At 45.8% G+C, this 12,786-nt stretch carries 9 protein-coding genes; 3 read left to right on the top strand and 6 right to left on the bottom strand.

The features are described 5' to 3' along the window. The first annotated feature begins 160 nt into the window (after positions 1-160). Entirely contained in the window at positions 161-2,377 is a 2,217-nt protein-coding gene (rnr, locus tag F0316_RS15590; protein ID WP_001964617.1) for a ribonuclease R, read from the top strand. A 96-nt stretch (positions 2,378-2,473) separates the two neighbouring features. Here rnr and pbpG read toward each other — a convergent pair whose 3' ends face one another. Further along, entirely contained in the window at positions 2,474-3,424 is a 951-nt protein-coding gene (gene pbpG / locus F0316_RS15585; RefSeq protein WP_000689270.1) for a D-alanyl-D-alanine endopeptidase, read from the bottom strand. Positions 3,425-3,899: 475 nt separating this feature from the next. After that, positions 3,900-4,136 carry a hypothetical protein gene (locus tag F0316_RS15580; RefSeq protein WP_000380451.1) on the bottom strand — a complete coding sequence of 79 codons (237 nt, stop codon included), beginning with the start codon at positions 4,134-4,136 and terminating at the stop codon, positions 3,900-3,902. A 240-nt stretch (positions 4,137-4,376) separates the two neighbouring features. On the opposite strand from F0316_RS15580, the gene ompW reads away from it, so the two are divergent. Beyond that, a complete protein-coding gene (gene ompW / locus F0316_RS15575; protein ID WP_000814593.1) occupies positions 4,377-5,030 on the top strand; it encodes an outer membrane protein OmpW in 654 nt (217 codons plus the stop codon). A 195-nt stretch (positions 5,031-5,225) separates the two neighbouring features. Here the strand turns inward: ompW and F0316_RS15570 are convergent, their stop codons facing one another. Further along, positions 5,226-5,435 carry a hypothetical protein gene (locus F0316_RS15570; protein ID WP_172626061.1) on the bottom strand — a complete coding sequence of 70 codons (210 nt, stop codon included), beginning with the start codon at positions 5,433-5,435 and terminating at the stop codon, positions 5,226-5,228. A gap of 15 nt (positions 5,436-5,450) precedes the next feature. Between F0316_RS15570 and hapA the strand changes: the two genes are divergently transcribed. Then, positions 5,451-7,280, top strand: coding sequence for a hemagglutinin/proteinase HapA (gene hapA, locus F0316_RS15565; protein WP_142740896.1), 1,830 nt, complete (start codon positions 5,451-5,453; stop codon positions 7,278-7,280). 80 nt (positions 7,281-7,360) lie between these two features. Here hapA and F0316_RS15560 read toward each other — a convergent pair whose 3' ends face one another. From F0316_RS15560 to F0316_RS15550, 3 genes are all read right to left on the bottom strand, one after another. Next, positions 7,361-8,641, bottom strand: coding sequence for a methyl-accepting chemotaxis protein (locus tag F0316_RS15560; protein WP_000478322.1), 1,281 nt, complete (start codon positions 8,639-8,641; stop codon positions 7,361-7,363). A gap of 478 nt (positions 8,642-9,119) precedes the next feature. Continuing rightward, positions 9,120-11,513 (bottom strand): VolA/Pla-1 family phospholipase, encoded by a 2,394-nt coding sequence (locus tag F0316_RS15555; protein ID WP_123162107.1) that lies wholly within the window; start codon positions 11,511-11,513, stop codon positions 9,120-9,122. A 15-nt stretch (positions 11,514-11,528) separates the two neighbouring features. Next, positions 11,529-12,767, bottom strand: coding sequence for an outer membrane protein transport protein (locus F0316_RS15550; RefSeq protein WP_000966057.1), 1,239 nt, complete (start codon positions 12,765-12,767; stop codon positions 11,529-11,531). Between the last annotated feature and the right edge of the window lie 19 nt (positions 12,768-12,786).

Here is a 12,786-nt window from a genome sequence, read left to right as displayed (position 1 = left end):
TCGGTATATATCTACAATTAGGTAATATTTACCTAAATCTTCTATTCCATCTTCTGGAATCTATATTAATAGGCTCATAATAGAGTCAATTTCGCCTAGTGCTTTATCCATATAAGTTGATTTATATATTGAAAGCGGTTGGCGAATCAATGAGAAATACATGAAATTAAACTTATCCGCATCTGCAATCAATATTACCCATTATGATCACGTTATTCCTAGTCGAGATTGTATTCTTAGTCTATTCGATAAAGTAAAACACTATTTAAGTTACGAGCAAATCTCTCATTCAACGGGATTAAGTGAGAAAAATCAAAAAGAAGCGCTGAAAAAACGGCTCAGAGCAATGGAGCGTGACGGCCAGCTCACCTTTACACACAGAAGAGGCTATCAAAAAGTTGATCAAACCGCGTTAGTTTCGGGCCGAATTAGCCTGCATGCTGATGGTTTTGGTTTTGTCTCGTATGACGATAATCAAAAAGACCTATTTTTACCTAAACATCAGCTTGACCATGTGTTTGACGGCGATATCGTACAGGTTTTAAAAGGGCATGCTCAGCAACAGGGCCGTTCAAATCATCGTTTGATAAAGATTGTTGAGCGAAAGATGACTCACATTGTCGGTTTGCTTAAGAAAAAAGGCGTTAATTTCTATCTATCTCCAGAAAAATCAACGTTTTCACAGCTCATTCATGTCAATCCAAATCAATTTACAGCCAAAAGTGTGGGGAAATTGGTTTACGCCCAAGTGACTCAATATCCTGATCACAAACACTCTACTATGGTTGAGATCACCGAAGTTTTGGGGCGTCCGGGTGACTCTGGGATTGAGGTAAAGCTGGCATTACGTCGTCACGGTATCAATGAAAAGTGGGAGAGTGAGGTATTGAGCGCTGCCCTAGCTTTGGGAACGGATGTAAATGAAAAAGATAAAATGCAGCGTGTGGATTATCGAGATCTGCCTTTTGTCACTATAGATGGTGATGATGCCAAAGACTTTGATGATGCTGTCTATGGCTACCCGATGGATAATGGTCAATGGAAACTGTTCGTAGCTATCGCAGATGTATCTCATTATGTTCAGCCGAATGATCCCTTAGATCTTGAAGCCCAAACTCGCGCAACGTCAGTTTATTTTCCAGGTTATGTCGTCCCTATGTTGCCTGAAGCCTTATCGAATGGTTTGTGTTCTCTCAATCCGAATGTTGACCGCTTGGTCTTAGTGTGTGAAATGACCTTTGATGATGCGGGTATTATGCTGGATGCCGAGTTTTCTGAAGGCCTTATTCACTCCCATGCTCGGTTGACCTATAACCAAGTCAACGAGACGATTCTCAAACCGAATCAATGGAGTCATTCTCGTTCAAACAAGGTTGAGAAACACTTACTCAACCTGCATCGTTTATATCTGAATTTGCTGGGGCAACGTCAAGTGAGAGGAGCGATTGATTTTGATACTCAAGAACTCGCGTTTACTTTAGATAATAAGAAGAAAATTGCCTCGATCGATCCTGTTATTCGTAATGATGCGCACCGAATGATTGAGGAGTTCATGTTGTGTGCGAATGTGGCTACTGCGGCGTTTTTACAAGAGCATAAAATCCCCAGCCTATATCGTGTGCATGCTGGCCCTCAAATGAAAAAGCTTGCTTCACTGCGCATGATGCTGGCCGACAAAGGCTTAGTTCTCGGTGGTGGTGATAAACCGACGTCGCATGATTACAACGCGCTGTTAGAGCAGGTTCATGATTTAGAAGAAGGGGATGTAATTCGTACTTTGTTGTTACGTTCGCAAAGCCAAGCTGAGTATTCACCGAAAAATCAGGGACACTTTGGCTTAGCTTATGGGGCTTATGCGCACTTTACTTCACCCATTCGCCGTTATCCTGATTTGCTGGTGCATCGAGCGATCCGTTCTAAACTACGTGAACAAGCGAAAGGGACGTTTCAGCGTCTACTGAGCAAGCTCAAATCGCTCGGTCAATGCACCAGTGGGTCAACCAATTATCCTTATGATAGCAAGGCGATTGAGCAATTAAGTGTGCATTGTTCTCATCAGTCTCGTCAGGCCGATGAGGTGAGCCGTGAGGTCGAGAATGCGTTGAAGTGTCACTATATGAAGCCCTTTATCGGTCAAAACTTTACTGGTCGAGTCTCTGGCGTAACCCATTTTGGTCTGTTTGTTGAGCTAGAATTAAACCGAATCGAAGGTTTGATTCCCCTCTCTAGCTTCCAAAATGGAGAGTTTGAGTTTGATGGGGTGAGACAAAAAATCGTTAGTCAAACCGCAACTTTTGCGTTGGGTACTCAAGTCGAAATTACGGTGAAAGAAGTTGACGCTAAACAAAGGAGAATCCTGTTTAGTTTTGCTGAGTAGCGAGAGCGATTGTGCTCATTCACTATCTGAACCGTCCGAGTGTATTAGATACACTCGGATTTTTTATGGTATTTAGCTTAGTGTGGGATCGGTCAACTAGCTTTTGTAATCACTGATTTTAGCGATTTGCTCTTGGCTGCGTTGCTTTTTATATTGCTTGGCTTCCGATGAAAGAGGCGTGACCTTGCCGGTTTCTATCCAAGTACGTAGACGATTGGCATCACCGACGGGTGAAAGTTTGCCTTTAGTATCCAGTACGACGAAGGCAACTTGGCGTCTACCCATCTGTGTGCGCATGACAAGACAATGTCCTGCGGCATTGGTGAATCCGGTTTTTGTGAGGTCAATTTTCCAATTGTCGTTGTGCACCAATCGGTTCGTGTTACGGAAATCGAGCGTGTATCGAGGTTTAGAAAAGGTGACGGTTTTCTTGTCGGTGGCGCTCAATTTACCCAACAAAGGGTATTTTTTACTGGCTTTCAGTAATACCACCAAGTCGCGAGCCGTTGAGACATTTTTCGCTGAGAGCCCGGTTGGCTCGACAAAGCGCGTATTTTTCATACCTAATGCTTTCGCTTTGGCGTTCATGGCTTTAATGAACGCTTTATAGCCGCCCGGATAGTGGTGGGCAAGGCTTGCCGCGGCGCGGTTTTCAGATGACATTAATGTCAGCAATAGCATATCTTTTCGACTGATTTCACTGCCGATCTTTACTCGAGAGTGCACGCCTTTCATCTCTTTCGCGTCTTTGATGGTGATGGGCAGTTTGGCATCCATGGGCAGCTTGGCATCTAAAGTCACGATGGCTGTCATTAATTTCGTGACTGAAGCGATGGGTTTTACCGCATCAGGATTATTGGAATAAATAATCTCATTGGTTTTAAGATCGATCACCAATGCACTATTGGCAGAGAGTTCTTGCTTCTTAACGGTTTTTTTTACGCCAGCTTTGGTCGTAGTCGAGGAATCGGCGGAATGCGCTGGTATGGCAATGATTAAACTGCTGCATATCAGAAGAACATGACCAAGGCGAGAGAAGATCTTCATTTTGAATTCACTGAACGGTTAATTAAGTCAAAGGTTTGTCATTTGTACCCAATCTATTCGAAACTACAGCATTAAACCGCGCTTACGAATGCCCATGGCACGATTACACTATGCCGCTGGCGGCTTACTTTGAGTGGTTACCTGCACATCGAGTCGTTTGGGTATCACTGACAAAGTAAGTATAAGAGGCTTAGTTTCGGAGCAATAGAAGCGCCATTGAAAATATATTTATCCTTTTGGGGCACTCAACTACTGGAAAAATCTAGATTTTGGTATACGGTCTGGCGTGCTGAGCTTATGTGAATTTCAATACTTAGAAAAGGTGTCCATCTGAAGCGAGTCGCACCTAATGATAAAGTTTGAGTACGAAAGCACAGTTTGTTGCGCTCATTCATTTCAATCCCTACCATGAGGCATGCCTACAATTGCGATGCCATATGCAACGTATCCATCCTCTACTTAACCACGGTCACCATTAATGGGTGACTTCGCTCACCAACTCTTCAAATTGGGTGATATCCCAATCACTTAAACTGTCCGTGACTTTTCCGACCAGCGGCAGTAAACGCCACGCTTCACTTTCTCGAAACGGGTGATTGGTGATGACGGCGTAACCGGCGACGCAACATCTGCCGCCTTTGGATCGAATGAACTCGGCAATGGTATTAACGGCTTCATCACTGTATGACTCGATTTTGTAGAGTGTGTCCATATCGTCATCCTCGATTGGGGAACAACGAATCTTCTGCATATTTGATGCCATGATGGCACGTCATACTCGCACTAGAAGAATGTTAAGGATGTTTGCAAAAAGTGATGCAAGTTGCAAAAACACATTATTAATGTGCTTAAATGATGCAAATTGATTTCCATCAAGTTTGTGTGGTTTTTGTGTGCTACTGTGCGCGCAACACAAAGATAACAACATAGCCCTACAAAAAAGGAAAACGTCATGAAACAAACCATTTGCGGCCTAGCCGTACTTGCAGCCCTAAGCTCCGCTCCTGTATTTGCTCACCAAGAAGGTGACTTTATTGTGCGCGCGGGTATTGCCTCGGTAGTACCTAATGACAGTAGCGATAAAGTGTTAAACACTCAAAGTGAGTTGGCAGTTAATAGCAATACCCAGTTAGGGTTAACGCTTGGCTATATGTTTACTGACAACATCAGTTTTGAAGTCCTTGCTGCTACGCCATTTTCACATAAGATTTCTACCTCTGGTGGTGAGTTAGGTAGCCTTGGTGATATTGGTGAAACAAAACATTTGCCACCTACCTTTATGGTCCAATACTACTTTGGTGAAGCTAATTCGACTTTCCGTCCATATGTTGGTGCGGGTTTGAATTACACCACTTTCTTTGATGAAAGCTTTAATAGTACGGGTACTAATAATGCATTGAGTGATTTAAAACTGGACGACTCATGGGGACTTGCTGCTAACGTTGGCTTTGATTATATGCTCAATGATAGCTGGTTCCTCAACGCTTCTGTGTGGTATGCCAATATTGAAACAACGGCAACCTACAAAGCAGGTGCAGATGCCAAATCCACGGATGTTGAAATCAATCCTTGGGTATTTATGATCGCGGGTGGTTATAAGTTCTAACGCCCTATTTCGAAAATAAAGCCGCGAAATCGCGGCTTTATTTTTTTGTGGCCTCAATTTCATCATTTTTAGCGGTAGTGATTGTTTTCTAACGTAATCTCCATTCAGAGCCTGAGACGTACGTCAATCCCCTGTTGATACTGATAAATAGGTGTCAAATTTTAAAGGCGCAAACCTATCAGTAAGATTCTATCTTTATGATTTTATTTTCTTTATTTCTGGCTTTCTTATCGAGTATTCCTGCTTACTGAGTAGTTTGTGACACGTAGAGTTCACACTGCTCGTTAACATTCTTTTAACTCGAATTTGGTGTTTTTCATTGACTTGTACCACTTTGATTGAACGCGGTATTTCGCGTGCAATCGGCGTTGATGGGAGCGGTTCAACGCTTAATACATTCAACATCTCTAGGATTGAGAAATGAAAATGATACAACGTCCTCTGAATTGGTTAGTTCTGGCCGGAGCGGCAACTGGCCTCCCTCTCTATGCGGCACAAATGGTCACGATTGATGATGCATCAATGGTTGAACAAGCGTTGGCGCAGCAACAGTACAGTATGATGCCTGCCGCCAGCGGTTTTAAAGCCGTCAATACGGTACAGTTGCCGAATGGTAAGGTGAAAGTGCGTTATCAGCAGATGTACAACGGGGTTCCTGTCTATGGCACCGTTGTGGTGGCAACCGAGTCCAGTAAAGGGATTTCGCAAGTGTATGGTCAAATGGCTCAGCAGTTGGAAGCTGATCTCCCAACCGTGACCCCTGACATTGAAAGCCAGCAGGCCATCGCTTTAGCGGTTAGCCATTTTGGTGAACAACACGCTGGAGAATCGCTCCCGGTGGAAAACGAAAGTGTGCAACTGATGGTACGTTTGGATGATAACCAACAGGCTCAGTTAGTGTACTTGGTCGACTTTTTTGTCGCTTCAGAAACACCTTCGCGTCCGTTCTACTTTATCAGTGCGGAAACGGGAGAAGTGCTAGATCAATGGGATGGCATTAACCACGCACAGGCAACAGGTACCGGCCCCGGCGGTAACCAAAAAACGGGACGTTATGAATACGGCAGTAATGGTTTACCCGGTTTCACGATTGATAAGACCGGAACCACCTGTACGATGAATAACAGTGCGGTAAAAACTGTTAACCTCAATGGCGGCACCTCGGGTAGCACGGCGTTCAGTTATGCTTGTAACAACAGCACTAACTACAACAGCGTGAAAACAGTGAATGGTGCTTACTCACCGCTTAACGACGCGCACTTCTTCGGAAAAGTGGTGTTTGATATGTATCAGCAGTGGTTGAATACTTCGCCGCTGACTTTCCAATTAACTATGCGTGTGCACTATGGCAATAACTATGAAAATGCCTTCTGGGATGGCCGCGCCATGACTTTTGGTGATGGCTATACCCGTTTCTATCCTTTGGTGGATATCAACGTTAGTGCCCATGAGGTCAGCCACGGTTTTACTGAGCAGAATTCAGGCCTCGTTTACCGAGATATGTCCGGTGGTATTAACGAAGCATTCTCGGATATCGCAGGGGAAGCGGCAGAGTACTTTATGCGTGGCAATGTCGACTGGATTGTCGGCGCGGATATTTTTAAATCCTCCGGTGGTCTACGTTATTTCGATCAGCCGTCACGTGATGGCCGCTCGATAGATCATGCTTCACAGTATTACAGCGGTATTGATGTTCACCATTCGAGTGGCGTGTTTAACCGCGCGTTTTACCTACTTGCCAATAAATCGGGTTGGAACGTACGCAAAGGCTTTGAAGTGTTTGCCGTGGCTAACCAGCTGTACTGGACACCGAACAGCACATTTGATCAAGGTGGCTGTGGGGTAGTGAAAGCGGCGCAGGATCTCAACTACAACACCGCAGACGTTGTGGCAGCCTTTAATACCGTGGGTGTCAATGCTTCTTGTGGCACCACGCCACCACCTGTCGGCAAAGTGCTTGAGAAAGGTAAACCGATCACAGGACTGAGCGGCTCACGTGGAGGAGAAGATTTCTATACCTTCACAGTGACCAATTCAGGCAGTGTTGTTGTGTCCATCAGTGGTGGAACGGGCGATGCGGATCTGTATGTCAAAGCGGGCAGCAAACCCACCACTTCTTCTTGGGATTGTCGTCCATACCGTTCAGGCAATGCCGAGCAGTGTTCCATCTCTGCGGTCGTGGGTACGACATACCATGTGATGTTACGCGGTTACAGTAACTATTCTGGTGTGACGTTACGCTTGGACTAACTTCCTTGCCACCTACCTGCAACGCCCTCAGCAAAGTCTGAGGGCGTTGTTTTTGAAGGGCAGTTTTTACAAGGTATCAACTATTTGAGTTGGCTGACTGCCGAAGAAACATTTTCTGCACCTTGGTAGATTTGTTCCATGATGGTTGACACTTCCACAATGCGGCCATTGGTTTCATTGGCAATCTGAGAGACTTGAGAAATAGAGCTGGTTACCGCTTCAGTTAAGGAGAGGTTTTTATTCACCACTTGATTGATCTCTTCTGTGGCTTTTGAGGTGCGAGAAGCCAGTTGACGCACTTCATCGGCAACCACCGCAAAACCGCGTCCTTGCTCACCCGCTCGCGCCGCTTCTATCGCTGCATTTAATGCGAGCAAGTTGGTTTGATCGGCAATCCCACTTATGGTTTTGACAATTTCAGAGACATCTTTCGAGAGAACCACGAGCTGCTCAATCTGTTGTAGGGATTGTTCGATATTGCCCACCATTTTTTCTGCTAAACGAACTGAATCTTGCAGTACATGGTTCCCGCCTTGTGCTACTTGCGAGGTTTCTACTGAGGTGCTATAGGCGATATTGGCAGCGTCTGTCACTTGCTGTTCACGTAATACCTCTGCAGTGATGTCTGAGGCGAACTTGACAATTTTATATACCTTATTGTTTTGATCTTTGACCGGACTGTAGGAGGCTTGGATCCATACCTGACTACCATAACTGTTTTTGCGTAAGAACCGACCAGAATAAGCTTGCCCTGCCGCCAAGCTTTTCCAAAAGGTTGGATGTTGCTGATAGAACTCATCAAAGCAGAACAGGCGATGGTGTTTGCCTTTTATTTGGTCGAGTGAATAGCCCATTGTTTTGAGAAATGCACTGTTTGCAGAAATAATCGTGCCATCAGGTTCAAATTCGATCACTGCAAAATTTTGGTTCAGTGCCGTCAAAAGATCTCGTTGTGATTCAGCATGGAGATATTGTTCCGTCACATCACTGGCAATTTTCATCACACCACTCACTTTCCCATCGGTTTTGATGGGGAAATAGGTCGCTTCTAAGACTAAAAGTGAACCATCTTTTTTGTAGCGCATAAAAGTACCAGAATGCGACTTACCTTGAGCAAGAGAGGTCCAAAATTGCTGATATTGTTGCGATTGACACTCTGCGGGAGAGCAAAAAATACGATGATGTTTCCCGGTAAGCTCCTCTAACCGATAACCAACGGCATTGAGAAAAAGTGGATTAGCAGAGATGACATTACCAGAGGTATCAAATTCAATCGAAGCAATATGCTCGGATAAGGACTGCACAATATTGTCCTGATGGGAAGGTTTGGTCGATGGTTTTTGTTTTTGAAAAAGAAACATAAGTGACCCTTTAATAGTTGATACGCCCTTATTTGCAGCCAACAAATTCGTCACTGGGACCACCCAACGCAGCAATCTTTCATGGCTGAAAGGGCAATTCCCTTTAATGTGAGGCATCGCTGAGATGGTGAGTTCGACTTATTGAGCGTAGTGCCTCTCCATTCAAAACGGCAAAACGATCCCGCCTCTAAGCAACACTTCAACTTACGTCGGTTTAAATGATTAAAGTACAAAACAATCGGAATATCGGTTGTTAGGTAAACCAACGCTAATCAATGAGATAATAACCGTGAATCTTGTCTTATTTATGAATATTTTTATTAATAATAAGCTTAGTTAAGGTTCATGTATTTCAGGAAGGTTTTTACATTTGGATACACTTAATCGATGCGGAAGGTGTTTTTTACACTGGATAAAAAAAGCGCACTCGAGAGTGCGCTTTTCGCTTTATCCTTAAACCTCTAGGAAGGGATGAAAGTTATTTCAAGACAGAGTTGCTATTAGATACAGCACCTAAACTATCATCCAAAAGGAAATCAGCGGTTTCGGTTTGCATCTCCGTATGATGTGCAAGATCCGCATATCCCGCATCTTGCGGTGCAACAAAGGTCGAGTGTTTCGCCGTGCTGTTGAACTGAACAAAGCTTTTGGTTGCGTTTGGCGCTGTTTGTCCTGCATTGACTGTGGTTAAACCAAGCAAGGTAGCCAGTGGCTCTGTGCCTGCAAACTGAGGGCTGAGATAATCCCCCGAGTCAGTTTGATTGCTCACCTTGTTAGGTACCACGCTGTCAGCATCCACTTCTGAGAAGTAAAGTGGCGTGGTCAGCCCACCATTATTAAGCGTTGTGCTCACCACAGAGTAAGGATCAATGGTGTCGAGTAGGGTCTGCGCCGCATACGAGAACATCTGGAAGCCTGAGGTGACTTGAGCACGTTGCTTTTCAGTTGCCGAGGTTTCAAACGACTTATAGCAAGTCGAATCGTCTAGGCTGGCACATTCTGCATCAGCAAACCCTTTGTATTCCGTGCTAGCGCTTAATGCAACGTTATGCTTGATCTGCGGCCCAAAGTATTCAGACCCTAACAGTAAGTTAGAAATTTGGCCTCCCGAGTTTTGAATCGCCGCGCCAGAGAAGCTGTACAGAGCGTTAGCCAGTGTGGAGCCCAATGTTTTATTACTTTCTGCTACGGCAGAAGTGCCAACGATGCCACCCAAGGAGTGACCAAGCATACGTACTTTAGTAGACCCATTACGAATATTGATATTAGAGAGTGGCGTCCCTGTGAACAGCGACTCTGAAATTGCTAACGCAGCTCGCAGTCCCAATACATCGAGAATGCTTTGGCGTAAGTTATCCCGAGCCACAGCCAAGTAGGTGAGGTTGATGTAAGCAAGAGGATCACTATTGGCCGAGCGCGTGCTGTCTAGACTACGTTCACCGTGCAGCGGTAAGTCAATGGCAATAACAGCAAGTCCTGCAGCTGTAAGATTTTTCGCGAAAGCGTAGGCATTTTCTTTGGCAGTGGTGACACCGTGTTGATAAATCACAATATCAGTTGGCGCAGCACCTGCCGGAGTAAACAGTAAAAATGGCACATCTTGCACCGATTTCACTTTGGGTACGGGTGAATAGCGAGTGATGTAGCGTTCAGGGTCCAATGCAGTGCCATCGGACTTGGTCAATGTCAAACCCATCAGCTTGAGCTGTTCACTCGCATCAGTGGCGAGCTTGGTGGTATCAATCCCCGCGGCAAGCAGTTGGCTGCCGATCGTTAATTGCTCTTTACTGTCTGCCAGTGCGGCTTTGATCTTGGCGAGGCTTGGCATCGCCGATTCAAACGGTTGAGTATTCCAGTTACTGCCAGTTTCAAGGTAGTAAGGTAGACGGACTGTGCCTTTGGTTACATCAACGGTATTGGCCGTGTAAGTACCTAAAATAGCGGTTTTTTTGTCTGCACCAATATAGGTACTGAAATTGTCATCCGCTGTCAGAGCGGCAGCGAAGTCAACGGGTGTACCTAATTGCATTGTGTAAGCTGTATCGAGCCCAAGGCCCGTTTGTTTCCACACTGTCTCTAATTGGTTGCTGCCATTGGCAAAAGCGGATGCGGTCGCACCGCGCGTGGCAAACAGAGTATTGCTCACCGATTGGGTGGAAAACCACGTCGAGTAGACGATTTGAGTCTCATCGACGCCGCTGAGTTGGAAGATTTTTTCCACCCCTTGAGTGACTTTTTGTAGCGTCGCAATATCTCCTTCGCTGTAAATCTTGTTTTTGGATTTCAGTGCGGCATAGCTGGCAGAAGTCCCCACCGGATTACCGTTGGCATCCGAGACTTCTGAGGTGACCGCCAAAATGTATTCCGAAGAGGCATTGAGTGCTTTGGTCGGCACGATGAGAATCTTATCGGAAGCAGCACTGGATACGGCGGTGTAATCCACCCCATTGGTTAATAAAGCTTTGATACTCGGTGAACCGGTCATCGAATCGGTTAACTCGTACAGATAAATACCCGATGTGATGATGTTATCGGCTAAACCTGCACCTTTAAAATCGAGGAACAGCGGCATAGTGATAGGCCAACCATCCACTTGCCCCATCGCGACCAATGGGTTAGAGCCAGAAGTATTGCTGCCGGACGGAATTTCTAACGTGCCATCCTTGGCATTCATTAAGGCAAATGAGGGGAGAGGCACATTGGCATCTTTGCCACTTAACGCAAATTTGATCGTGGTATCACGTTGCAAGGCTTGTTGAATATAGGATTCGTATACTACCTCAGTGCTTGCACCTGAACTATTGGTCTCATCACCGCAACCAGCTAACCAGAGTGCTGAGCAGAGTAGGGAGAGTTTAATAACCTGTTTCATGTTCGACTCCAGAAATTAGTGAAAACGGTAGTTAAATTGCAATGCACTGATATAGGCGACCGCTTCAGACTCAAACTGAAGGTTCTGGCCGATTTGGTTTTTTTCAGTAAAAGACCCCTTACGGCTCTGTACTAACGCAAAACCGGCATCCATGGTCAGTTGTGGCGTCAAGGTGTACGTCAACCCCGCCGAGTACCAGAAACGGTCACTGTCGGGAATGCTGAGTGTTGCCTTACCGGCTTGCTCATCGAAAGCCAAACCTGCGCGCAATGTCCAAGTGGTGTTCAGCGTATAGGTTGCGCCGACAGACCAGCGTCCGTTGTCTTGGTATTGTTCGATTTTTTGGAAACAGGTGCCGTTTTTACATTGGCTGGAAGTGGCAGTGAGTTCTTCAAAGCTGCTCCAATCGGTTTGTTGGTAGCTGTAATGCACAGCCCATTGTTCATTCAGTTGGTGGAAGCCGGAGAGTTCCCAAATGGCTGGCAGTTCGATTTTGAGTTGTCCCGGAACCACCGCACTGGTCGCGATGCCTGAGTCATAACTGGAGAACTCGCCATCATCGAAATTCAGCTTAACGCGCGAACGGTAGCCAAAGCCGATCCGGTTTTGCTCATCCAATTCATAAAGCGCGCCGATATTCCAGCCTAAAGCAAGGGTTTCACCCGTCATGCCAATCAGGTTATCGCTAGGATTTCCGCCGCCCATGAAGGGAGCCAATCCACCTTTGTGGCGAGTTAATTTGGCTTTGGCGGCGACCAAATCAAGGCCAAAACCTAAGCTCAGTTCTGGGTTAACACGATACGCGATATTCGGGTTGAGGTTGACTGAGATAAGTGAGGTATCGCCGGCTAAGTCGCCTGCATAAATCTCATTGGGGTAGTCGGTCGCAACGCCATAGGTCGTAAACATGGCTAGCCCCCAAGCCCATTGGTCGTTGATTGGGCGGATATAATACGCGGCGGGCACAATTTGCAGAGGAGCCACATCCTTCATCGACTGATTGTTGGAAAGATCGTCCACATTGACTTCAGGATCGACGATCGACAGTGCACCAGAGAATTGCGCCGTCTCAAAAAGCATCATGGCGGCAGGATTTCGTGCTAACACGCTGGCATTATCGGCTACCGCCGCTTCACCAGAAAATGCACGGCCTAAACCCGATGCTGAGTGTTCGGCAACTTGAAAACCAGCGGCGCTAACTTGCCCCGCAATCAGGGCTGAGATGGCGACAGCAAGGGAAGATTTATACAACATTCTCGACCTCCTAGGTCTT

Origin of the sequence: Vibrio cholerae (genome assembly GCF_008369605.1) — a bacterium.
GTDB classification, from domain to species: domain Bacteria; phylum Pseudomonadota; class Gammaproteobacteria; order Enterobacterales; family Vibrionaceae; genus Vibrio; species Vibrio cholerae.
Note: the sequence above shows the minus strand (reverse complement) of the source record. Positions and strands in the feature narration are given on the sequence as shown.